The organism is Pseudomonas sp. NPDC089422, assembly GCF_044749405.1.
Lineage (GTDB): Bacteria > Pseudomonadota > Gammaproteobacteria > Pseudomonadales > Pseudomonadaceae > Aquipseudomonas.
On record NZ_JBIVHW010000021.1, the window covers coordinates 36886 to 58671 of the forward strand.

The 21786-nt window shown below is 64.5% G+C and carries 19 protein-coding genes and 4 tRNA genes; 19 read left to right on the forward strand and 4 right to left on the reverse strand.

The window, feature by feature from the left end; genetic code table 11:
* From ACIPZ8_RS27005 to ACIPZ8_RS27050, 10 genes are all read left to right on the forward strand, one after another.
* On the forward strand, positions 1 to 681 hold the full coding sequence (locus ACIPZ8_RS27005) for an SPOR domain-containing protein (RefSeq protein WP_400729963.1): 681 nt from the start codon (positions 1 to 3) through the stop codon (positions 679 to 681).
* A 130-nt stretch (positions 682 to 811) separates the two neighbouring features.
* Entirely contained in the window at positions 812 to 1369 is a 558-nt protein-coding gene (locus ACIPZ8_RS27010; protein ID WP_103449739.1) for a CvpA family protein, read from the forward strand.
* 42 nt (positions 1370 to 1411) lie between these two features.
* The gene (gene purF / locus ACIPZ8_RS27015; RefSeq protein WP_110638363.1) at positions 1412 to 2917 is read left to right on the forward strand and encodes an amidophosphoribosyltransferase; all 1506 of its coding nucleotides are present in this window, start codon (positions 1412 to 1414) and stop codon (positions 2915 to 2917) included.
* A gap of 15 nt (positions 2918 to 2932) precedes the next feature.
* A complete protein-coding gene (locus tag ACIPZ8_RS27020; protein ID WP_110638364.1) occupies positions 2933 to 4144 on the forward strand; it encodes an O-succinylhomoserine sulfhydrylase in 1212 nt (403 codons plus the stop codon).
* Positions 4144 to 4914, forward strand: coding sequence for an SDR family oxidoreductase (locus ACIPZ8_RS27025; protein ID WP_400729967.1), 771 nt, complete (start codon positions 4144 to 4146; stop codon positions 4912 to 4914). Before ACIPZ8_RS27020 ends, ACIPZ8_RS27025 begins: the two co-directional genes overlap by 1 nt.
* A 147-nt stretch (positions 4915 to 5061) precedes the next feature.
* Positions 5062 to 5137: transfer RNA gene (locus ACIPZ8_RS27030), tRNA-Val, on the forward strand.
* A 67-nt stretch (positions 5138 to 5204) separates the two neighbouring features.
* Positions 5205 to 5281: transfer RNA gene (locus ACIPZ8_RS27035), tRNA-Asp, on the forward strand.
* A gap of 99 nt (positions 5282 to 5380) precedes the next feature.
* A tRNA-Asp gene (locus ACIPZ8_RS27040) sits at positions 5381 to 5457 on the forward strand.
* 140 nt (positions 5458 to 5597) lie between these two features.
* Positions 5598 to 5674 (forward strand) — tRNA-Asp (locus tag ACIPZ8_RS27045).
* 189 nt (positions 5675 to 5863) lie between these two features.
* The gene (locus tag ACIPZ8_RS27050; protein ID WP_400729970.1) at positions 5864 to 6679 is read left to right on the forward strand and encodes a DUF2242 domain-containing protein; all 816 of its coding nucleotides are present in this window, start codon (positions 5864 to 5866) and stop codon (positions 6677 to 6679) included.
* 224 nt (positions 6680 to 6903) lie between these two features.
* Here ACIPZ8_RS27050 and ACIPZ8_RS27055 read toward each other — a convergent pair whose 3' ends face one another.
* Positions 6904 to 7944, reverse strand: a complete 1041-nt coding sequence (locus tag ACIPZ8_RS27055; protein ID WP_400729973.1) for an AraC family transcriptional regulator — start codon at positions 7942 to 7944, stop codon at positions 6904 to 6906.
* A 4-nt stretch (positions 7945 to 7948) separates the two neighbouring features.
* Positions 7949 to 9067 (reverse strand): nitrilase-related carbon-nitrogen hydrolase, encoded by a 1119-nt coding sequence (locus ACIPZ8_RS27060; RefSeq protein WP_400729976.1) that lies wholly within the window; start codon positions 9065 to 9067, stop codon positions 7949 to 7951.
* 186 nt (positions 9068 to 9253) lie between these two features.
* On the opposite strand from ACIPZ8_RS27060, the gene ACIPZ8_RS27065 reads away from it, so the two are divergent.
* Positions 9254 to 11290, forward strand: coding sequence for an FAD-dependent oxidoreductase (locus ACIPZ8_RS27065; protein ID WP_400729979.1), 2037 nt, complete (start codon positions 9254 to 9256; stop codon positions 11288 to 11290).
* A gap of 137 nt (positions 11291 to 11427) precedes the next feature.
* Positions 11428 to 12312: a 1-aminocyclopropane-1-carboxylate deaminase/D-cysteine desulfhydrase gene (locus ACIPZ8_RS27070; RefSeq protein WP_400729982.1), complete on the forward strand. Its 885-nt coding sequence runs from the start codon at positions 11428 to 11430 to the stop codon at positions 12310 to 12312.
* Here the strand turns inward: ACIPZ8_RS27070 and cybB are convergent.
* Positions 12303 to 12848, reverse strand: a complete 546-nt coding sequence (gene cybB / locus ACIPZ8_RS27075; RefSeq protein WP_400729983.1) for a cytochrome b561 — start codon at positions 12846 to 12848, stop codon at positions 12303 to 12305. The genes ACIPZ8_RS27070 and cybB overlap by 10 nt on opposite strands.
* 56 nt (positions 12849 to 12904) lie before the next feature.
* Positions 12905 to 13930, reverse strand: coding sequence for a DUF1853 family protein (locus tag ACIPZ8_RS27080; protein WP_400729986.1), 1026 nt, complete (start codon positions 13928 to 13930; stop codon positions 12905 to 12907).
* A 44-nt stretch (positions 13931 to 13974) separates the two neighbouring features.
* On the opposite strand from ACIPZ8_RS27080, the gene ACIPZ8_RS27085 reads away from it, so the two are divergent.
* From ACIPZ8_RS27085 to ACIPZ8_RS27115, 7 genes are all read left to right on the forward strand, one after another.
* The gene (locus ACIPZ8_RS27085) at positions 13975 to 14865 is read left to right on the forward strand and encodes an NAD(+) kinase (RefSeq protein WP_027919132.1); all 891 of its coding nucleotides are present in this window, start codon (positions 13975 to 13977) and stop codon (positions 14863 to 14865) included.
* The gene (locus ACIPZ8_RS27090) at positions 14865 to 15836 is read left to right on the forward strand and encodes a metallophosphoesterase (RefSeq protein ID WP_400729989.1); all 972 of its coding nucleotides are present in this window, start codon (positions 14865 to 14867) and stop codon (positions 15834 to 15836) included. Before ACIPZ8_RS27085 ends, ACIPZ8_RS27090 begins: the two co-directional genes overlap by 1 nt.
* Entirely contained in the window at positions 15833 to 16699 is an 867-nt protein-coding gene (locus ACIPZ8_RS27095) for a rhomboid family intramembrane serine protease (RefSeq protein WP_400729992.1), read from the forward strand. Before ACIPZ8_RS27090 ends, ACIPZ8_RS27095 begins: the two co-directional genes overlap by 4 nt.
* Before the next feature lie 13 nt (positions 16700 to 16712).
* Positions 16713 to 16973 carry a YeaC family protein gene (locus tag ACIPZ8_RS27100; RefSeq protein WP_016485539.1) on the forward strand — a complete coding sequence of 87 codons (261 nt, stop codon included), beginning with the start codon at positions 16713 to 16715 and terminating at the stop codon, positions 16971 to 16973.
* Positions 16970 to 17800: a DUF2797 domain-containing protein gene (locus ACIPZ8_RS27105; protein ID WP_400729995.1), complete on the forward strand. Its 831-nt coding sequence runs from the start codon at positions 16970 to 16972 to the stop codon at positions 17798 to 17800. Before ACIPZ8_RS27100 ends, ACIPZ8_RS27105 begins: the two co-directional genes overlap by 4 nt.
* A 13-nt stretch (positions 17801 to 17813) precedes the next feature.
* Positions 17814 to 20471 carry an aminopeptidase N gene (pepN, locus tag ACIPZ8_RS27110; RefSeq protein ID WP_400729998.1) on the forward strand — a complete coding sequence of 886 codons (2658 nt, stop codon included), beginning with the start codon at positions 17814 to 17816 and terminating at the stop codon, positions 20469 to 20471.
* Between the two features lie 285 nt (positions 20472 to 20756).
* Positions 20757 to 21782, forward strand: coding sequence for a WD40/YVTN/BNR-like repeat-containing protein (locus ACIPZ8_RS27115; protein WP_400730001.1), 1026 nt, complete (start codon positions 20757 to 20759; stop codon positions 21780 to 21782).
* Positions 21783 to 21786: the final 4 nt, after the last annotated feature.

Sequence of the window (21786 nt, forward strand, 5' to 3'; positions counted from 1 at the left end):
ATGGCAGTGCTGGACAAAGGGATGAAACAGCGCATGGTGGGTGCGTTGGTGCTGGTGGCGCTGGCGGTGATCTTCCTGCCGATGCTGTTCACCCGCCAGGACGAGATGCGCCAGGTGCGTGTCGACGCCCCGCAGGCGCCGGCCATGCCGACCCTGCCGGAGGTCAAGGTGGAGCCGGTGACGGTGCCTGAGCCGCAGCCGTTGCCAGAGGCACCCGAGCAGCCGCCGGTGGTGGTCAACGAATCGACGGCGCCGGTGAAGACGCCGAGCCAACCGATCACGCCGTCGCCGCAGACCCAGCCGCAGACCCAGCCGCAGCTTCAGGTGCAAGCGCAGCCCAAACCGCAGACGCCAGTGCCAACGCCGGCGCCTGCTGCCAAGCCGGCCGCACCGGTGGCAACTGCGCCAGCGCCTGCGCCGTCGAAGATCGACGTCAATGGCCTGCCGGTGAGCTGGTCGATCCAGCTGGCCAGCCTGTCCAGTCGGGCCGGCGCCGAGAACTTGCAGAAGACCCTGCGCAGCCAGGGTTACAACGCCTACATCCGCTCGGCCGGTGGCATGAACCGGGTTTATGTCGGGCCGTTGATCGAGCGCGCCGAGGCTGACAAGCTGCGCGAAACGATCAATCGCCAGCAGAAGCTCAATGGCTTCGTGGTGCGCTTCCAGCCCGAAAAAGGCTGAAGCAACGGCGCTCCCTCAAAGGGTCGGCGCAGGCCTGAAAACCTGACCCGCCGATCCACCTGACATTCCGCTTACTCCCGGCCTTTCGCTCTGGTAAAATGCGCCGCCTCAAATGTCTGCAGGCAGCACCGTGGCCTTTACTCTGGTTGACTGGGCGATCATCGCGATCATCGCCGTCTCCGCACTGATCAGTCTCAAGCGCGGCTTCGTCAAGGAAGCCTTGTCCCTGCTCATCTGGATCGTTGCAGGGGCGGTCGCCTGGATGTTCGGTGGGTCGCTTTCGGTGTACCTTGAAAGCTATATCCAGACGCCGTCGATGCGCACCATCGCCGGCTGCGCCATTCTTTTCGTCGCCACCCTGCTGGTGGGGGCCATGCTCAATTTCCTCATCGGCGAGCTGATCCGCGTGACCGGGCTGTCGGGCACCGATCGCTTCCTCGGCATGGCTTTTGGTGCCGCGCGCGGGGGCTTGCTGGTGGTGGTAGCAGTCGGCCTGCTCAGCCTGGGGCCGGTGCAACAAGACACCTGGTGGCAGGAATCACGCCTGATACCACAGTTTCTATTGGTCGCTGACTGGTCGAAAAACCTGATCCTGGGTTTCACCGGTCAGTGGACTCCCAGTGGGCTGATCAGCGCTCCGGCTGATCTTCCATTCAAGGAGCAGTTGCTCGGGCCGGCAAAGCCCTGAGTGCTGTTCGTTCAAGTTTCATCAAAGTAGGGGTTGCGTCGCATGTGTGGCATCGTCGGTATCGTCGGTAAGTCGAACGTCAATCAGGCGCTGTATGACGCGCTTACGGTCCTCCAGCACCGCGGCCAGGACGCTGCCGGTATCGTGACCAGCCACGACGGCCGGTTGTTCCTGCGCAAGGATAATGGCCTGGTGCGCGACGTCTTCCAGCAGCGCCACATGCAGCGCCTGGTCGGCAGCATCGGCATCGGCCATGTGCGCTACCCGACCGCGGGCAGCTCGACTTCGGCCGAAGCCCAGCCGTTCTACGTCAACTCGCCGTACGGCATCACCCTGGCGCACAACGGCAACCTGACCAACGTCGAGCAGCTGGCCAAAGAGATCTACGAGTCCGACCTGCGCCACGTCAACACCAATTCCGACTCGGAAGTGCTGCTGAACGTGTTCGCCCATGAGCTGGCCGTGCGTGGCAAGCTGCAGCCGACCGAAGAAGACGTGTTCGCCGCGGTTTCCCACGTGCACAGCCGTTGCGTCGGTGGTTACGCAGTGGTCGCGATGATCACCGGCTACGGCATCGTCGGCTTCCGTGACCCGAACGGTATCCGCCCGGTGGTGTTCGGCCAGCGTCACACCGACGAAGGCGTGGAATACATGATCGCCTCGGAAAGCGTGGCCCTGGACGTGCTCGGTTTCACCCTGATCCGCGACCTGGCGCCGGGCGAAGCGGTGTACATCACCGAGGAAGGCCAGCTGTTCACCAAGCAGTGTGCCGATGCACCGAAGCTGCAGCCGTGCATTTTCGAACACGTCTACCTGGCCCGCCCGGACTCGATCATCGACGGTATCTCGGTGTACAAGGCCCGCCTGCGCATGGGTGAAAAGCTCGCCGACAAGATCATGCGCGAGCGCCCCGAGCACGATATCGACGTGGTCATTCCGATCCCGGACACCAGCCGCACTGCCGCGCTGGAGCTGGCCAACCGTCTGGGCGTGAAGTTCCGCGAAGGCTTCGTCAAGAACCGCTACATCGGCCGTACCTTCATCATGCCGGGCCAGGCCGCACGCAAGAAGTCGGTGCGCCAGAAGCTCAACGCCATCGAGCTGGAATTCCGCGGCAAGAACGTGATGCTGGTGGACGACTCGATCGTGCGCGGCACCACCTGCAAGCAGATCATCCAGATGGCCCGCGAAGCCGGCGCCAAGAACGTCTACTTCTGCTCCGCAGCCCCTGCGGTGCGCTACCCCAACGTCTACGGCATCGACATGCCGAGTGTGCACGAACTGATCGCCCACAACCGTACCACCGAACAGGTGGCCGAGTTGATCGGCGCCGACTGGCTGGTCTACCAGGACCTGCCGGACCTGATCGACTCGGTCGGTGGCGGCAAGATCAAGATCGATCACTTCGATTGCGCGGTGTTCAACGGTGAATACGTCACCGGCGACATCGACGAAGCCTACCTTGACCGTATCGAGCAGGCCCGTAACGACCTGGCCAAGGTCAAGAACCAGGCGGTCAGCGCGATCATCGACCTCTACAACAACTGATTTGGGAGCGACGGCATGACGGATCAATGGGATGCCGGACGACTGGACAGTGACCTCGAGGGTGTCGGTTTCGACACCCTGGCGGTGCGCGCCGGTCAAAACCGTACGCCGGAGGCCGAGCACAGCGAAGCGCTGTTCCTGACCTCCAGCTATGTATTCCGCACGGCGGCCGATGCCGCTGCGCGCTTTGCCGGCGAAACGCCGGGCAACGTCTACTCGCGTTACACCAACCCGTCCGTGCGTGCGTTCGAAGAGCGTCTGGCGGCCATGGAAGGTGCCGAGCAGGCTGTGGGCACCTCCACCGGCATGGCGGCGATCCTCGCCGTGGTCATGTCGTTGTGCAGTGCCGGCGACCACGTGCTGGTGTCGCAGAGCGTGTTCGGCTCGACCATCAGCCTGTTCGAGAAGTACTTCAAGCGCTTCGGTGTGCAGGTTGACTACGTGCCACTGGTCAATCTCGCTGGCTGGGAAAAGGCCATCAAGGACAACACCAAGCTGCTGATCGTCGAGTCCCCGTCCAACCCGCTGGCCGAGTTGGTCGACATTCCTGCGCTGGCTGAAATTGCGCACGCCCGAGGCGCCATGCTGGTAGTGGACAACTGCTTCAGCACTCCGGCCTTGCAGCAGCCGCTCAAGCTGGGTGCCGACATCGTGTTCCACTCGGCCACCAAGTTCATCGACGGCCAGGGCCGTTGCATGGGGGGCGTGGTCGCCGGCCGTGCCGAGCAGATGAAAGAAGTGGTGGGCTTCCTGCGTACTGCCGGGCCGACCCTCAGCCCGTTCAACGCCTGGATCTTCACCAAGGGCCTGGAGACCCTCAAGCTGCGCATGCGTGCGCACTGCGAGAGCGCCCAGATCCTGGCTGAATGGCTGGAGCAGCAGGAGGGCGTGGAGAAGGTGCATTACGCCGGCTTGCCGAGCCACCCGCAGCACGAACTGGCCAAGCGCCAGATGAGCGGCTTCGGTGCGGTGGTCAGCTTCGAGGTCAAAGGTGGCAAAGAGGGGGCCTGGCGCTTCATCGACGCGACCCGGGTGATCTCGATCACCACCAACCTCGGCGACAGCAAGACCACCATCGCCCATCCGGCCACTACCTCCCACGGCCGCCTGACGCCGCAGGAGCGTGAGGCCGCGGGCATCCGCGACAGCCTGATCCGGGTTGCCGTAGGTCTGGAAGACGTGGCTGACTTGCAGGCGGATCTCGCCCGTGGACTGGCGGCGCTGTGATGGAAATCCGCGGCGGTGTACCAGGCCATAACGGTCGGGTTGCCCTGGTCACCGGTGCCGCTCGCGGCATCGGCCTGGGCATTGCCGCCTGGCTGATCTGCGAAGGTTGGCAAGTGGTGCTCAGCGACCTCGACCGCCAGCGCGGTGCCAAGGTAGCCAAAGCCCTGGGCGAAAACGCCTGGTTCATCACCATGGACGTGGCCGACGAGGCCCAGGTCAGTGCCGGGGTATCGGAAGTGCTCGGCCAGTTCGGGCGCCTCGATGCACTGGTGTGCAACGCGGCAATCGCCAACCCGCACAACCAGACGCTGGAAAGCCTGAGCCTGGCGCAGTGGAACCGGGTACTGGCGGTCAACCTCAATGGCCCCATGTTGCTGGCCAAGCATTGTGCGCCGTACCTGCGCGCGCACAATGGTGCGATCGTCAACCTGACTTCGACCCGTGCCCGGCAGTCCGAACCGGACACCGAGGCCTACGCGGCGAGCAAGGGTGGCCTGGTGGCCTTGACCCATGCCCTGGCCATGAGCCTGGGCCCGGAGATCCGCGTCAATGCGGTGAGCCCGGGCTGGATCGATGCCCGTGACCCGGCCCAGCGCCGTGCCGAGCCCTTGACCGAGGCCGACCATGCCCAACACCCGACGGGCAGGGTAGGGACGGTGGAGGATGTGGCGGCCATGGTCGCCTGGCTGCTGTCGCGCCAGGCCGGGTTCGTCACCGGCCAGGAGTTCGTGGTCGACGGCGGCATGAGCCGCAAGATGATCTACACCTGAGCAGGCAGCTGTAAGGGAAGGGGACCGAAAGGTCCCTTTTCCGTTTTTGCTTTTTTTAAAAAAATTCAACGGGGCTATTGACTTAGCATCGGTACCTGCGTAAATTTCGCGGCCTCAGCGAAGCAAACGCAACAAGCAACATCGCGAGGGTGATTAGCTCAGCCGGGAGAGCATCTGCCTTACAAGCAGAGGGTCGGCGGTTCGATCCCGTCATCACCCACCACTTCCTGAGAGTGTTTCTAGCGCTGGACGCTTCTGATGAAGCCAATAGCCGGAGAGAAACGCACTGCGCAGCGGTAGTTCAGTCGGTTAGAATACCGGCCTGTCACGCCGGGGGTCGCGGGTTCGAGTCCCGTCCGCTGCGCCATTTTTCAGTAACAGATGGGTGCCTGGCACCGGTCTGAAGTCGAAGGCAAAATGCCTGAGGCTGATCCCAGTTTCAATCGGGCGCAAGCCTGAACGATACGCAGCGGTAGTTCAGTCGGTTAGAATACCGGCCTGTCACGCCGGGGGTCGCGGGTTCGAGTCCCGTCCGCTGCGCCATCTTCGTTTCGAGGTCCCTAGAACACCTTGAAGCAAACACAAATGAAGCGATCAGATTTCGCTTTTTTTGTGCCTGCCCTGAGGCCATCGCGCCGGAAGGGTAGACCCAGGTTTCAATCGGGCGCAAGCCTGAATGATACGCAGCGGTAGTTCAGTCGGTTAGAATACCGGCCTGTCACGCCGGGGGTCGCGGGTTCGAGTCCCGTCCGCTGCGCCATCTTCGCCTCAAGGCCCCTTGAACGCCTTGAAGCAACGAGAAAGCGACCTTCGGGTCGCTTTTTTCGTATCTGGGCCATGCCGGCGACCAGATTTACACGATCCTGACAGACTCTTCACCGATCAACGGTTCCTGTGCTTGCCTGCAGTGATGCACAATAGGCATCTTTTGACTTACCCGGAATTCGCAATGACCAGATCATCCGTCTTTGGTGCGCTCGGGCTGGCCCTGGTGCTGGCGGGCGTGACCGGTTGCTCTTCGAAGAAAGCCGCCATCTACGAGCACGAGAACTTCGACGACTCGGGAACCTACTCGCGCAGCTTCCCGGTGACCGATGCCGGCTCCTGCGAAGCGGCTCGCCGTGCATTGCTCAGCCAGGGCTACATTATCACCAGCAGTGGCGCCAACCAGGTGATGGGCAACAAGAGCTTCCAGCAGAACAGCGAAAACCACCTGCAGATCAGCTTCAACGTGACCTGTGCGCCAGACGTCAACGATGACAAGCGTTCGACCATGTTCGCCAACGCGCTGCAGGACCGTTACAGCCTCAAGAAGTCCAACAGCTCGGCCAGCCTGGGTGTCGGCGTGCTCGGCTCGGTATCCATGCCGATCGGCTCCAGCGACGATTCGATGGTCAAGGTCGCCAGCGAGACGGTGACGGCGGCGCAATTCTACGACCGCTACTTCGCCCTGGTCGAAAGTTACCTGCCGAAACCGAAGAAGGTCGCCAAGGCCAAGGTCGAAGCGCCTGTGACCAAGCCCGAGAAGCCAGCGCCTGACCTGGGCTTGCCGGAGCAGGCCTCGGCGGCGCCGGCCGTTGCAGCACCAGCGGCTGCGCCACTGGTTGACGCCACGCTGGCACCGGCGGCGGTTGCACCTGCCAATGAAGCCGCAGCCAAGCCGGTGGTCGATGACAGCCAGAGCTCGCAACCGGTGGCACCGCCAGCGGAAGCCGCACCGATTCAAGTGCAGCAGGATACGCAGCCTGCACCGTCGTCGCTTTAATGTGCTGTAACAGATAAGCGGCGATAACTTCCTGAACACCTGCTACGTTTACCACTCATAAGCTTGTCATCATTCCTTCACCCGGCCCGCTTAGGTTGAAGACATGACCAACCAAGACAGATGAGAAGAGGACGCAGGGCGATGGATGACTATCAGGAAGAGCTGCTCGAATTTCAGGCTTACGAACTGGATCCGCCAGAACCGGCAGACGACGCTACAGAGCTTTAACCTGCCCGCCGCTGGCTGCGGCGAAACTCCCCCGGCGTAACGCCCGTCCAGCGCTTGAATGCGCGCTGGAAGGCTTCTGCCGATGCAAACCCCAACAGATAGGCGATCTCACCAAAGGCCAACTCCGTATCGCGGATGTAGGCTTCGGCGAGGTCGCGTCGCGTGTCGTTGAGCAGGTCGCGAAAGCGTGTGCCTTCTTCAGCCAGTTTGCGCCGCAGTGTCCAGGTGGGCAGTTGCAGGTGCAATGCCACTTCTTCCAGGTCAGGCTCGCGGCCGCCATTGAGCAACGGCCCGAGCAAGTGGGTAATGCGCTCGCCCAGGCTGCGCACCCGGGTACGCTGGAGCATTTCCGCTTCGCACAACTGCAGCAGGTGGCCGAAGGTACTCGGGCAGTGCTGTGGGTTGGCCTGTTCGAGCGTGCTGTGGCTCAGCCGCACGCGGTTGGCGCTGGCGCCGAATTGCACGGGTGTGGTGCAAAGGGGCTGGTACCCGTCGGCGTACTCGGGCGCATCGAACTCGACTTCCAGACGCTCGGCCTGCAAGGGGGCGCCAGCCAAGGCGGCAAGCTGCGCCAGCCAGCCGGCCAGCAGCGAATCGACCACAAAGCGGTTGTAGTCGTTGTAGGGGCTGATCGAGTAGAAACGCAGCCACGCGCCCTGGGCGTCTTCCTGATAGCTGGACTGGCCTCGGTAGTTGGCGGCGTACAGTGGCTCGAAGCGCAGCAGCGTACGTGCCGCCTCGCCCAGGGTAGGGGCCTGGGCTGCCGTGACACCGGCCAGCCCGGCCTGGGCCAGGCGACTGAGGCGCCCCATGCGCAGGCCCAGCGCGGGCTCGCCACACAGTGCGATGGCCGCATGCCCAAGGTGCATGTAGCGCGGAATCGACAGGCGCGCGCCAGCTTCGGCCAGGCGTGCGCTATCGAGCCCGTAGCGCTGAAGCAACGGCAGCGGATCATGACCTTGCTCGCGCAGGGCTTCGGCCAGTGGCTGAACGAAACCTACCGAAAGGTCACCCAGGCGCACGCGAGCACGGCTCATGTGTCTACAGCCACAGGTTCAGCAGGCGCGCACCGTGGCTGGGAGGCCCCGCCAGCAACTCACCTGACTGATGAGCGAAGCCCTGGCCGTCGCTGGCCTGTTCCCAGAACTGCCCACGCATGAACACGCTCATGCTGCTGACGCCGTCACCTGCGGCCTGGGTCAGACGTTGCCAGGCGGTTTGCTCGCTGACTTCGCCGCGTTGCAGGGGCAGCACGGCAGCAGCCTCCTGGTGGCGATTGCCGCGCCAGGGTTCATCCCAACTGCCTTTGCCGCTGAGGAACACCGGGTTGGCGATCAACTGGACCTGCTGTTGCTGCAATTGACGCTGGTTCTCTGGGTACCAGCTGTCGCTGCCGATCAGCACGCCGAGGCGCCCGGCGGGGGTCTGCAGCACTTGCAGCGGGAAATGCCGACCGTGGTGAATGTAGCGCCGCGTTTCACTGTCGGGGTATTGCTGATGTTGCGGTTGGCCAAGCGGCGAGCCATCTGCGGCGAATACCAGGCTGCTGTTGAACAGCGGCCCTTGCCCGATGTGCAGCACGCCTTGTTCGACGTACGGGGCGGGCAGCACGATCGAGCCTGCCACCAGGGTCACGCCGAACTCCTTGGCCAGGCCACCGAAGAGTTGCTGGTAATCGCTGGCCATTTGCTGGGCCTTCATGCGCAGGTGGGCATCGGCGCGCCGATCGTCGCCATTGGCGCTCAGCATCGCCAGGCCGTAGCGCAGCGGGTTGCTCAGCTCCAGCCACTGCTCGGCGTCGCGGTTGCGGGTGACCTGGTACAGCTCGTTCTTCTCGCCACGTGCCCACAGCCAGGTGCCGATGTGTTCTGGCAGCACCACGACCGTGCGCGGGCCAACCAGTCCCTTGGCGCGTGCCTGTTCCAGGTAGGCTGAAAGCTTGCGGTGCAGGCGTTGCAGGTTCTGGTAGTCACTGGGGAACAGCAACGGCTCGACGCCGAGCAGGTTGCCATGTTCGCCGGGCACGCCATGGTTCAGCGCCAGTTCGATGCGCAGGTCGGAGAGGTAGTGGCCTTCCGGGCGCTGTTGGGTCCAGAAACCATAGCCGCATAGAGCGGTGATCATTACCAGCGCCAGGGCGCCTGCCAGGAGTTTTCGCATCAAGCGGTACAGCGCCTTGGGAATCGAGGGTTCCCTAGGGTAGTCCGGCTGCGCGGGAGGATCAATAAGTTGTCAGTTTCGATCATTGAGCGCGTTCAAACGGCTGTTTAATGTCGCAGTCAGATAAACGACGGGGCCCGCAGAGGTACCCGCACTCCGTGATCACGCCACCTGGGGAACCGTACCATGGCTGCCGACCGCTACCCGCATTTGCTGGCCCCGCTCGATCTGGGCTTCACCACCTTGCGCAACCGAACCCTGATGGGCTCGATGCACACCGGCCTCGAGGAGCGCCCGGGTGGTTTCGAGCGCATGGCGGCGTATTTTGCCGAGCGCGCCCGGGGTGGCGTCGGCCTGATGGTCACGGGCGGCATTGCGCCGAACGACGAAGGAGGCGTGTATTCCGGCGCCGCCAAGCTCTCCACCGAGGAAGAAGCTGACAAGCACCGCATCGTCACCGAAGCCGTGCATGAAGCCGGGGGCAAGATCTGCCTGCAGATCCTGCATGCCGGGCGCTACGCCTACAGCCCGCGCCAGGTGGCACCCAGTGCGATCCAGGCGCCGATCAACCCGTTCAAGCCCAAGGAACTGGATGAAGCAGGCATCGAGAAGCAGATCGCCGACTTCGTCAATTGCGCCGAACTGGCCCAGCGTGCCGGCTACGATGGCGTCGAGATCATGGGTTCCGAAGGCTACTTCATCAATCAGTTCCTCGCCGCCCACACCAACCACCGCACCGACCGCTGGGGCGGCAGCTACGAGAACCGCATGCGCCTGGCGGTGCAGATCGTCACCCGTGTGCGCGACGCGGTAGGGCCGAACTTCATCATCATCTTCCGCCTGTCGATGCTCGACCTGGTCGAGGGCGGCAGCACCTGGGACGAAATCGAGCTGCTGGCCAAGGCCATCGAGCAGGCCGGCGCGACGCTGATCAACACCGGCATCGGCTGGCACGAGGCGCGCATCCCGACCATCGCCACCAAGGTGCCGCGTGCGGCGTTCAGCAAGGTCACCGCCAAGCTGCGCGGTGCTGTGAGCATTCCGCTGATCACCACCAACCGCATCAATACACCGGAAGTGGCCGAAGCCGTGCTGGCCGAGGGCGATGCCGACATGGTCTCCATGGCCCGGCCGTTCCTCGCCGACGCTGACTTCGTCAACAAGGCAGCCGAAGGGCGCGCCGACGCGATCAACACCTGCATCGGTTGCAACCAGGCCTGTCTGGACCACACCTTCGGTGGCAAGCTGACCAGTTGCCTGGTCAACCCCCGCGCCTGCCACGAGACCGAGCTCAACTACCTGCCGGTGCGCGCGGTGAAGCGTATCGCGGTGGTGGGTGCCGGCCCGGCGGGCCTGGCAGCGGCCACCGTGGCGGCCGAGCGTGGCCATGAGGTGACGCTGTTCGATGCCGCCAGCGAAATTGGCGGGCAGTTCAACGTGGCCAAGCGGGTGCCGGGCAAGGAGGAATTCCACGAGACCCTGCGCTATTTCCGCAACAAGGTGAAAAGTACCGGCGTCGATCTGCGCCTGAATACCCGGGTCGATGTGCAGGCGCTGGTCGGTGGCGGTTACGACGAGATCATCCTGGCCACCGGTATCGCGCCGCGTACCCCGGCCATCCCGGGTGTCAGGCATGCCAAGGTGCTCAGCTATCTGGACGTGCTGCTCGAGCGCAAGCCGGTGGGCAAGTCGGTCGCGGTGATTGGAGCCGGCGGCATCGGTTTCGACGTGTCCGAGTACCTGGTGCATCAGGGCGTGGCCAGCAGCCAGGACCGCGAGGCGTTCTGGAAAGAGTGGGGGATCGATACCCAGCTGGAGGCACGCGGTGGCGTTGCCGGGATCACGGCCGAGCCGCATGCGCCAGCGCGGCAGGTGTACCTGTTGCAGCGCAAGAAGTCCAAGGTGGGTGACGGGCTGGGCAAGACCACCGGCTGGATTCACCGTACCGGGCTGAAGAACAAGCAGGTGCAGATGCTCAACAGCGTCGAATACCTGCAGATCGACGACGCTGGCCTGCACATTCGCGTCGGCGAAGGCGAGCCGCAGGTGCTGGCCGTGGACAACGTGGTGATCTGTGCCGGGCAGGAGCCGTTGCGCGAGCTGCATGAGGGGCTGGTGGCGGCGGGGCAGTCGGTGCACCTGATCGGCGGTGCCGATGTGGCGGCCGAACTGGATGCCAAGCGGGCAATCAACCAGGGCTCTCGATTGGCGGCTGAACTCTGAGATCGCCGGAGCCGCTGTGCGCCCCTTTCGCGACACAAGGCAGCTCCTACAGGCACCGCGATCCCTTGTAGGAGCGGCCTTGTGTCGCGAAAGGGGCGCACAGCGCCCCCGGCGATTTCACTGATAAACTCCGCTCCATGCATTTACCTCAAGCTCCACTACAGCGTCTGAATCTACCTTGGCTGACAAAAGCCAAAGTTGAAGCCGCCATCCTGCGCCTGGACCTGATCGACCCCCTGATCAGCGGCAACAAATGGTTCAAGCTCCGCCACCACGTGCAGCATGCCCATGCCGCAGGCGCCCCCGGCCTGATCAGCCTGGGCGGCAACCATTCCAACCACCTCCATGCCCTGGCCGCCGCCGGCAAGCGCTTCGGCTTCGCCACCGCCGGCCTGCTGCGCGGCCACCCGCAAGACACCCCCACAGTGCGCGACCTGCAAGCCTTGGGCATGGAATTGCACTGGCTCGGCTACGGCGCCTATCGGGCACGCCATGAACCGGGCTTCTGGGAGCCCTGGCAGGCCCGTTATCCGGGCTGGTGCTGCATTCCCGAGGGTGGTGGCGGGGCGGCGGGTGCCGAGGGGTGTGCGCTGATCGTCGAGCAGGCCCGTTCGCAGCTGGCGGCGCTGGGATGGTCGGGTTATGACGCCTGGTGGCTGGCTGCAGGTACCGGCACGACATTGGCCGGCCTGGTACTTGCCGAAGCAGGGGAGCACGCCGTGCATGGTGCCTTGGCGGTGCCGATGGATCACGGCGTGCCGGAAGCAGTCGCTGCACTGGCCGGCTCGCAGGGCTACCGGCTGTACGACGCTTGCCGCGGCGGCTTCGGCAGGTTCGATGATGCGTTGCTGGCGTTCATCGCCGAGTGCGAGCGGCACAGTGGCGTGCCGCTGGAGGCCCTGTACACCGGCAAGGCCTTGCTGGCCCTGCGCGATCAGGCCGAGGCCGGGCTGTTCGCGCCCGGTACCCGCCTGATCTTCGTCCACACCGGCGGCCTGCAGGGCCGGCGCGGTTACTTGTAGGGCAGCATGCGCAGCAGCGTGTTGTCGCGCTGCACGTAGTGGTGATACAGCCCGGCCAGGGCATGCAGGCCGATCAGCCAGTAGCCCCAGGTTGCCACCCGCTCATGCCAGCCCTTGATGAACTTGGCCTGGTCCGGGTTCGGGCCGATCAGGTGCGGCAGTTCCAGGCCGAAGAATGGCACCGGCTTGTCGGCGGCACTGAGGATCAGCCAGCCGGCCAGGGGCAGACCGATCATCAGCAGGTACAGCGCCAGGTGCATCAGGTGCGCAAGGCCGGTCTGCCAGGCCGGTGGCTTGGGTACGATCGGCGGGGTCGGGCGGACCAGGCGCACGGCCAGGCGCAGCCAGACCAGCACGAACACACTCAGGCCGAGCATGAAGTGCAGGTCTTTCATCAGGTTGCGTTCGGCACTGTCCTTGGGGAACAGCCCGCGAAATTCAATACAGGCGTACACGGCGGCCAGCAACACCAGCATCAGCCAATGCAGGGCGATGGACAGGCGTGCGTAATGGGGCGCGGGGGTGGATGAAACCATGATCGGTCCTCGTCATCAGGTAGGAATGGCGCTCTTGCTGGCGCTCAGATAGCACTCTAATGGCTATTTGAAACAAATCTTTGCGCTGGATCTGTGAAAATTCTGTTGTCTGGCAAATGTGGCCAACTGTCCGCCACCAGAAACACGCGTTCGACTTCCTGCCAGGCTCCCTCGCCATCCGGCTCCAGCCTGGCCAGCAACTGCGCGGGTGCATGCTCGTCCAACCGAGCCAGCCAAGCCTGGAACTGCGACACGCTCCAGCACTCGTCTGGCTCTGCCCGTGCCGGCGCCAGCCAGGCATGCCGTGGCAGCGGTTGCCAGCGTTCGTCTGCTGCCGCTGCCCAGTTCTGCCGGCGTATCCAGCGCCCGCGCAAATGCCGGGGGTTGGCACCCGCAGGCGGCTCGGCGTGCCCCGGCCACGGATAGAACAGGTAGCCGCCCAGCCACAGGTGCGCCTGCACCTGGTCGGCGCCCAGGGCGGCCAGCGCTTCGCGACTCTGCGAATCTGCCGACATGGGCAGCTGATGCCCGGCAAGGTGTGCCAGTTTGCTGCCGAGCCGATCATGGCACCCGGGCCCGAGCCAGTGCGCCGGGTCGTGCCCGTCGTCCTCGGTCGGCCCCAGGTACAGCTTGATGGCCAGCTCCAGGTGATGGGTGCCTTGGCCATCACGCAGCAAAATGTCCAGCTCGCCCAGGGTCCGCCCACCCGCACGAATGGCCAGGTTGGACGCCAGCAGCTCGACCCCGGGCGCATGCTTCAGGGCAAACTGCCACAGGCCTTCGTAGTACAGCCCCAGGCGCCGACTGGTGATCCTTGCCAACCAGTCGCGCAAGGGCAGGTCATGCGCATCCAGTGCGCGCAACCAGTCGTGCAGGCGTTGCGGGTCGCCCGCCCAGGCGCTGCCCGCCAGCGGATGGCGCTGGGGGCAGGGCGGGGCGCTCAGCAGCGCAGGCGACAGCAGGGTCCAGGCCAGGTCGCGCACGGCGGGGCGGCGCAAGCGGCGGGGCAGCTCATGGAGCTCGGCAAATGGCATCATGCTGCGAGCATAGCCGGTTTGCCGCTGCCCGGTCGTTTCGCCCATAATCGCGACATCGTCACCCCGCCGCAGAGCCTCGCAGGAGCCCCATGGAGCAATTTCGCAATATCGGTATCATCGGCCGCCTTGGCAGCTCGCAGGTGCTCGACACCATTCGCCGACTGAAAAAATTCCTCCTCGAGCGCCACCTGCACGTGATCCTCGAGGACACCATCGCCGAAGTGCTGCCCGGCCACGGCCTGCAAACGTCCACGCGCAAGCTGCTCGGCGAGGTCTGTGACCTGGTCATCGTGGTCGGTGGCGACGGCAGCCTGCTCGGCGCCGCCCGTGCCCTGGCCCGGCACAATGTGCCGGTGCTGGGCATCAACCGCGGCAACCTGGGCTTCCTGACCGATATCCGCCCGGACGAGCTGGAGCAGAAAGTCGCCGAAGTGCTCGACGGCCACTACCTGGTGGAAAACCGCTTCCTGCTGCAGGCCGAGGTGCGCCGCCATCACGAGGCCATCGGCCAGGGCGACGCGCTCAACGACGTGGTCCTGCACCCCGGCAAGTCGACACGGATGATCGAGTTCGAGATCTACATCGACGGCCAGTTTGTCTGCAGCCAGAAGGCCGACGGCCTGATCGTCGCCACCCCGACCGGCTCCACCGCCTACGCGCTGTCGGCCGGCGGCCCGATCATGCACCCCAAGCTCGACGCCATCGTCATCGTGCCGATGTACCCGCATACCCTGTCGGGCCGGCCGATCGTGGTTGACGGCAACAGCGAGCTGAAGATCGTGGTGTCCAAGGACCTGCAGATCTACCCGCAGGTGTCGTGTGACGGCCAGAACCACTTCACCTGCGCCCCGGGCGACACCATTACGGTGAGCAAGAAGCCGCAGAAGCTGCGCCTGATCCACCCGCTCGACCACAACTACTATGAGGTGTGCCGCACCAAACTCGGCTGGGGCAGCCGCCTGGGAGGCAGGGACGACTGATGCTCGATCCGGCGCGCAGTTTCGACATCATCGGCGACGTGCACGGTTGTGCACTGACCCTCGAACGCCTGCTCGACGCCCTCGGCTACAAACGTGTCGGCGGCGTCTGGCGTCACCCGCGGCGCCAGGCCCTGTTCCTTGGCGACATCGTCGACCGTGGCCCGCGCATCCGCGAGGCGCTGCACATCGTTCACGACATGGTCGAGGCCGGCCAGGCGTTCTGCATCATGGGCAACCACGAGTACAACGCCCTGGGCTGGGTGACTCCGGCACTGCCCGGCAGCGGCAAGGCGTTCGTGCGCGAACACACCCCGCGCCACGCCCGGCTGATCGACGAAACCCTGACCCAGTTCGCCCACCATCCCGGCGATTGGCACGACTTCGTGCAATGGTTCTACGACATGCCACTGTTCGTCGACGCCGGGCGCTTCCGCCTGGTGCACGCCTGCTGGGACCCGCGGCTGATCGAACCGCTGCGCCAGCAGTACCCGGGCGGGCGCATCGACGAGCATTTCATCCAGGCGTCGGCGGTGTCCGGCAGCTTTGCCGCCACCGTGTGCAACCGCCTGCTGCGCGGCACCGACATGCGCCTGCCGGACGGCCTGACCCTGACCGGCGGCGACGGCCTGACCCGTGCCTTCTTCCGCACCAAGTTCTGGGAAGAAGACCCGCAAACCTATGGCGACATCGTCTTCCAGCCTGATGCGCTGCCCGAGGACGTTGCCCGTACGCCACTGAGCCATACCGAAAAAAATGCCCTGCTGCGCTACGCCGAAGACGAACCGCTGCTGTTCGTCGGCCACTACTGGCGCAGCGGCCGCCCGGCGCCAATCCGCGCCAACCTGGCTTGCCTGGACTACAGCGCAGTGCTGTACGGCAAGCTCGCGGCCTACCGGCTGGATGATGAAACCCGCATCGACCCGCACAAGTTCGTCTGGGTCGACGTCGAACGCCCGCAGGCCAATCAATGAAAATCATCGAAGTGATGCGCCTGCCGCTGTCGGTCGACCTCAGCGGCTTCGTCCACCTGCTGCAGCGCCTGCAGGTACCGCACCGGGTCAGCGAGGAGGGCGAGGAGCAAGTACTCTGGGCCCCCGACACCCTGGTTGGCGACGTGCGCGAACTCTACCAGCGCTTCCCCGACGGTAACGCCGATGTAGGAGCGGATTTATCCGCGATGGCCCCGGCACAGCCCTCCCTGGCCGACCAGGCCAAAGCCTGCAAGGTCACCGCCACCGTCCTCGTCCTGTGCCTGGTCGTCGCCGGCCTGACCAGCCTGGGCGACAACCTCAACGCCATCAGCTGGTTCACCTTCCTCGACTTCCGCGTCCAGGGTGAATACCTGCATTTCACCCCGCTGGCCCAGGGTCTCGCCGAAGGCCAGTGGTGGCGCTTGGTCTCGCCCATGCTGCTGCACTTTGGCGTGCTGCACCTGGCCATGAACGGCCTGTGGTACTGGGAGCTGGGCAAGCGCATCGAACTGCGCCAGGGCCCTTGGCTGCTGCTGGGCCTGACCCTGCTGTTCAGCCTGGTGTCCAACCTGGCCCAGCACTACACCAGTGGCCCGAGCCTGTTCGGCGGCCTGTCCGGCGTGCTCTACGGCTTGCTTGGCCACGTCTGGTTGTACCAGTGGCTGGCGCCCAACCCTCACTTCAACCTGCCCAAGGGTGTGCTGGTGATGATGCTGATCTGGCTGGTGATCTGCCTGACCGGCGTGGTCGGCCAGCTCGGCTTCGGCCAGATCGCCAACGCCGCCCATGTCGGCGGGTTGCTCATCGGATGCCTGACCGGGCTCTTGGGCGGGGCGCTGGCCCGGCGTAAACTGTCGGCTTGAATCAGGAGACACTATGTCCACTTTCGCGCAAATGATCGAAAACATTACCCCGGAAATCTACGAGAGCCTGAAACTGGCCGTGGAAATCGGCAAATGGTCGGACGGGCGCAAGCTCACCGCCGAGCAGAAAGAGCTGTCGCTGCAGGCGGTGATCGCCTGGGAGATGAAAAACCTGCCCGAAGAGCAGCGCACCGGTTACATGGGCCCGCAGGAATGCGCGTCGAAGTCGGCACCCATCGCCAACATTCTGTTCAAGTCGGACTCGGTACATTGATCGAACTCGCTCGTGGCTCTTTGAGCAAGATGGCGGTCAGCCTGCAGGCACCGGTGGTGCAATACAGCTTCCGCCTGGATGACACCCAGGTGCCGGTCAACCCGCTGATCGGCCAACGCCTGCGCCTGGAATACCTCGGCGCCATTCACTGCAGCCATTGCGGCAAGCGCACCAAGACCAGCTTCAGCCAGGGTTACTGCTACCCGTGCATGACCAAGCTGGCCCAGTGCGACGTGTGCATCATGGCCCCGGAAAAATGCCACTACGACGCCGGCACCTGCCGCGAACCGTCCTGGGGCGAGCAGTTCTGCATGACCGACCATGTGGTGTACCTGGCCAACTCGTCGGGGATCAAGGTCGGCATCACCCGTGCCACCCAGCTGCCCACCCGCTGGCTCGACCAGGGCGCCAGCCAGGCGCTGCCGATCATGCGCGTGGCCACTCGCCAGCAATCGGGCCTGGTCGAAGACATCCTGCGTAGCCAGGTGCCGGACCGCACCAACTGGCGCACGCTGCTCAAGGGCGACGCCGAAGTGCTCGACCTGCCGGCCATTCGCGAGCAGATCTTCGACGCCTGCGCCGACGGCCTGCGCGAGCTGCAGGGCCGCTTCGGCCTGCAGGCGATCCAGCCGCTGCCTGACGCCGAAGTGGTGGAAATGCGCTACCCGGTCGAGGCCTATCCGAAGAAGATCGTCAGCTTCAACCTCGACAAGGACCCGGTGGCCGAAGGCACGCTGCTGGGCATCAAGGGCCAGTACCTGATCTTCGACACCGGCGTGATCAATATTCGCAAGTACACGGCCTACCAGTTGGCCGTGCTCCAGTAAAAAGGACCTGCACATGCGTACCGAACAACCGCAAGTGATCTACCTCAAGGATTACCAGGCGCCCGAGTACCTGATCGACGAGACGCACCTGACCTTCGAGCTGTTCGAGGACCACACCCTGGTCCACGCGCAACTGGTCATGCGCCGCAACCCGGCACGCGGTGCCGGCCTGCCGCCACTGGAACTGGACGGCCAGCAGCTGGAGCTGCTGGGCGCCTCGCTGGACGATGTAGAACTTCAGGCAAGCGACTACCAGCTCGAAGCCGACAGCCTGACGGTCCATCCAAAGGCCGAGCGCTTCACCCTCGACACCAGCGTGAAGATCCACCCGGAGAGCAACACCGCGCTGGAAGGCCTGTACAAGTCCGGCAAGATGTTCTGCACCCAGTGCGAGGCCGAGGGCTTCCGCAAGATCACCTATTACCTCGACCGCCCGGACGTGATGAGCAAATTCACCACCACGGTGATCGCCGAGCAGCATCGCTACCCGATACTGCTGAGCAACGGCAACCCGATCGGCAGCGGGCCGGCTGAAGACGGCCGTCACTGGGCGACCTGGGAAGACCCGTTCATGAAACCGGCGTACCTGTTCGCGCTGGTGGCCGGTGACCTCTGGTGCGTCGAGGACAACTTCGTGCGCCAGTCCGGCCGCGACGTGACCCTGCGCATCTACGTCGAACCCGAGAACATCGACAAGTGCGACCACGCCATGGTCAGCCTGAAGAAGTCCATGCGCTGGGACGAGGAAGTCTACGGCCGTGAGTACGACCTGGACATCTTCATGATCGTCGCGGTCAACGACTTCAACATGGGCGCCATGGAAAACAAGGGCCTGAACATCTTCAACTCGAGCTGCGTGCTGGCCCGCGCCGAAACCGCCACCGATGCCGCCCACCAGCGCGTCGAGGGTGTGGTCGCCCACGAGTACTTCCACAACTGGTCGGGCAACCGCGTGACCTGCCGTGACTGGTTCCAGCTGTCGCTCAAGGAAGGCTTCACGGTGTTCCGCGATGCCGAATTCAGTGCCGACATGAACTCGCGTACGGTCAAGCGCATCGAGGACGTCGCCTACCTGCGCACCCACCAGTTTGCCGAAGATGCCGGCCCCATGGCCCACCCGGTGCGCCCGGACAGCTTCATCGAAATCTCCAACTTCTATACCCTGACCGTGTACGAGAAGGGCGCCGAAGTGGTGCGCATGGTGCGCACCTTGCTGGGTGCAGATGGCTTCCGCAAAGGCAGCGACCTGTACTTCGAACGCCACGATGGCCAGGCCGTGACCACCGATGATTTCATCAAGGCCATGGAAGACGCCAACGGCGTCGAACTGACGCAGTTCAAGCGTTGGTACAGCCAGGCCGGCACCCCGCGCCTGGACGTCAGCGAAGCCTATGACGCCGCTGCGCAGACCTACTGCCTGACCTTCCGCCAGAGCTGCCCGCAGACCCCGGACAAGGCGCAGAAGTTGCCGTTCGTGATCCCGGTCGAACTGGGCCTGCTCGATGCCGAAGGCAACGACCTGCCGCTGCAACTGGCTGGCGAAGCTGCCGCCGCAGGCACCTCGCGTGTGCTGTCGGTAACCGAAGCCGAGCAGACCTTCACCTTCCAGGGCATCCAGGCCAAACCGCTGCCGTCGCTGCTGCGCGGTTTCAGCGCACCGGTCAAGCTGAGCTTCCCGTATGACCGCGACCAGCTGATGTTCCTCATGCAGCACGACAGCGATGGTTTCAACCGCTGGGAAGCGGGCCAGCAGCTGTCGGTGCAGGTGCTGCAGGAACTGATCGGTCAGCATCAGCGCGGCGAAGCGCTGAAACTCGACCAGCGCCTGATCACCGCCCTGGGTACTGTGCTGGGCAACGAATCGCTGGACCCCGCCATGGTCGCCGAAATGCTGTCGCTGCCAGGTGAAGCCTACCTGACCGAGATCAGCCAGGTGGCCGACGTGGATGCCATCCACGCCGCCCGCGAGTTCGCCCGCCAGCAGATCGCCGAGCAGCTGTTCGACGCCCTGTGGGCGCGCTACCAGGCCAACCGCGAGGTGTCGCGCAACACGGCCTACGTGGCCGCGGCCGAACATTTCGCCCGCCGTAGCCTGCAGAACATCGCCCTGTCGTACCTGATGCAGAGCGGCAAACCGCAGGTGCTGGAAGCGACCCTGGAGCAGTTCGACAAGTGCGACAACATGACCGAGCGCCTCACCGCGCTGGCCGTGCTGGTCAACTCGCCGTTCGAAGCGGAGCGCGCCAAGGCCCTGGAAACCTTCGCCAAGCACTTCAAGGACAACCCGCTGGTCATGGACCAGTGGTTCAGCGTGCAGGCAGCCAGCACGCTGCCGGGCGGGCTGGCGCGGGTCAAGGCGCTGATGCAGCACCCGGCGTTCACCCTGAAGAATCCGAACAAGGTGCGGGCGTTGATCGGTGCCTTTGCCGGGCAGAACCTGGTCAACTTCCATGCCGCCGATGGTTCGGGTTATCGCTTCCTGGCGGACCTGGTGATCGAGCTGAATGCGCTGAACCCGCAGATCGCGTCGCGCCAACTGGCACCGCTGACCCGCTGGCGCAAGTATGACGATGCGCGGCAAGTGCTGATGAAGGGCGAGCTGGAGCGGATTCTCGCGTCCGGCGCGCTGTCCAGCGATGTGTATGAAGTGGTGAGCAAGAGCCTGGCGTAAGCCTGGTAGATCCTGGGGCTGCTGTGCAGCCCATCGCAGGCAAGCCAGCTCCCACAGGATGATCACAGGCCCTGAAGGCGGTGATATCCCTGTGGGAGCTGGCTTGCCTGCGATGGGCCGCACAGCGGCCCCAGCTTTTTTGGCGGTTAACAAAACATAACGTCCCGTTCGTTGTAATCGCGCAACCTTCCCCGATACGATCCCCCCAAGCCTCTAACACAGGCTTTTCACAGCACAGACCCACCAAGAAGAACACAACAGGGGATGGTCATGAAGGAGCGGGTGATGACGCAGGCCAGGCGTGGTGCCTGGCCGTTGGCGGCCGGCGCGATGCTGGCGCTGGCACTGGGGATGTGGGCCGACAGCGCGCAGGCCGCTGCCGCCGACGAATACTCGACCGAATCAGCCAAGGCCAGCCAGAGCCTGCTGATTGGTGCCGCCCATGCCGGCAAGCGCCTGGTGGTGGTGGGTGATCGCGGCCACATTCTGTTCTCCGACGACCAGGGCAGCACCTGGACCCAGGCCCGGGTGCCCACCCGGCAGTTGCTCACCGCCGTGTTCTTCCTCGACGACAAGCGTGGCTGGGCGGTCGGCCACGATGCGCAGATCCTCGCCAGCAGCGACGGTGGCGCCACCTGGAGCAAACAGTTCGAAGACCTTTCCCGTGAAGCGCCGCTGCTGGACGTCACCTTCCTCGACGCCCAGCACGGTTTTGCCGTGGGCGCCTACGGCGCGTTGCTGGAAACCCGCGACGGCGGCCAGCACTGGCAGGACATCGCCGAACGCCTGGACAACCCCGACCAACTCCACCTCAACGGCATCACCCGGGTGCGCGACGCCGGCCTGTTCATCGTCGGCGAGCAGGGCGGCATGTACCGCTCCAGCGACGACGGCCAGACCTGGGCCAAGGTCCAGGGCCCTTACGAGGGCTCGCTGTTCGGCGTGATCGGTACCGCCAAAGCGAATACGCTGCTGGCTTACGGGCTGCGCGGCAACCTGTTCCGCTCCACCGATTTCGGTGACAGCTGGCAGTCGATCGTGCTCAAGGCCGCGCGCGGCGAGCTCGAATTCGGCCTGGCAGGCGCTACGCTTGTCGAGGATGGCAGCCTGGTGCTGGTCGGCAATGGCGGCAGCGTGCTGCGCAGCACCGATGATGGCCAGACCTTCAGCGTCTACAACCGCAGCGACCGCATCGCCCTGGCCGGTGTCAGTGGCCTGGCCAATGGCGGATTGCTGCTGGTGGGGCAGGGGGGCGTGCACCTGGCCAACGCCGAAGGTGCAGAGCCGGCGGCCAAGGAGGTGCGTCCATGACCAG

What these genes read in the sequence shown, in the direction of transcription:
- ACIPZ8_RS27005 (WP_400729963.1), top strand. Translation starts at nt 1, where the DNA reads ATGGCAGTGCTGGACAAAGGGATGAAACAGCGCATGGTGGGTGCGTTG.
- purF (WP_110638363.1), top strand. Translation starts at nt 1,412, where the DNA reads ATGTGTGGCATCGTCGGTATCGTCGGTAAGTCGAACGTCAATCAGGCG.
- ACIPZ8_RS27020 (WP_110638364.1), top strand. Translation starts at nt 2,933, where the DNA reads ATGACGGATCAATGGGATGCCGGACGACTGGACAGTGACCTCGAGGGT.
- ACIPZ8_RS27025 (WP_400729967.1), top strand. Translation starts at nt 4,144, where the DNA reads ATGGAAATCCGCGGCGGTGTACCAGGCCATAACGGTCGGGTTGCCCTG.
- ACIPZ8_RS27050 (WP_400729970.1), top strand. Translation starts at nt 5,864, where the DNA reads ATGACCAGATCATCCGTCTTTGGTGCGCTCGGGCTGGCCCTGGTGCTG.
- ACIPZ8_RS27055 (WP_400729973.1), bottom strand. Translation starts at nt 7,944, where the DNA reads ATGAGCCGTGCTCGCGTGCGCCTGGGTGACCTTTCGGTAGGTTTCGTT.
- ACIPZ8_RS27060 (WP_400729976.1), bottom strand. Translation starts at nt 9,067, where the DNA reads ATGCGAAAACTCCTGGCAGGCGCCCTGGCGCTGGTAATGATCACCGCT.
- ACIPZ8_RS27065 (WP_400729979.1), top strand. Translation starts at nt 9,254, where the DNA reads ATGGCTGCCGACCGCTACCCGCATTTGCTGGCCCCGCTCGATCTGGGC.
- ACIPZ8_RS27070 (WP_400729982.1), top strand. Translation starts at nt 11,428, where the DNA reads ATGCATTTACCTCAAGCTCCACTACAGCGTCTGAATCTACCTTGGCTG.
- cybB (WP_400729983.1), bottom strand. Translation starts at nt 12,848, where the DNA reads ATGGTTTCATCCACCCCCGCGCCCCATTACGCACGCCTGTCCATCGCC.
- ACIPZ8_RS27080 (WP_400729986.1), bottom strand. Translation starts at nt 13,930, where the DNA reads ATGGGCGAAACGACCGGGCAGCGGCAAACCGGCTATGCTCGCAGCATG.
- ACIPZ8_RS27085 (WP_027919132.1), top strand. Translation starts at nt 13,975, where the DNA reads ATGGAGCAATTTCGCAATATCGGTATCATCGGCCGCCTTGGCAGCTCG.
- ACIPZ8_RS27090 (WP_400729989.1), top strand. Translation starts at nt 14,865, where the DNA reads ATGCTCGATCCGGCGCGCAGTTTCGACATCATCGGCGACGTGCACGGT.
- ACIPZ8_RS27095 (WP_400729992.1), top strand. Translation starts at nt 15,833, where the DNA reads ATGAAAATCATCGAAGTGATGCGCCTGCCGCTGTCGGTCGACCTCAGC.
- ACIPZ8_RS27100 (WP_016485539.1), top strand. Translation starts at nt 16,713, where the DNA reads ATGTCCACTTTCGCGCAAATGATCGAAAACATTACCCCGGAAATCTAC.
- pepN (WP_400729998.1), top strand. Translation starts at nt 17,814, where the DNA reads ATGCGTACCGAACAACCGCAAGTGATCTACCTCAAGGATTACCAGGCG.
- ACIPZ8_RS27115 (WP_400730001.1), top strand. Translation starts at nt 20,757, where the DNA reads ATGACGCAGGCCAGGCGTGGTGCCTGGCCGTTGGCGGCCGGCGCGATG.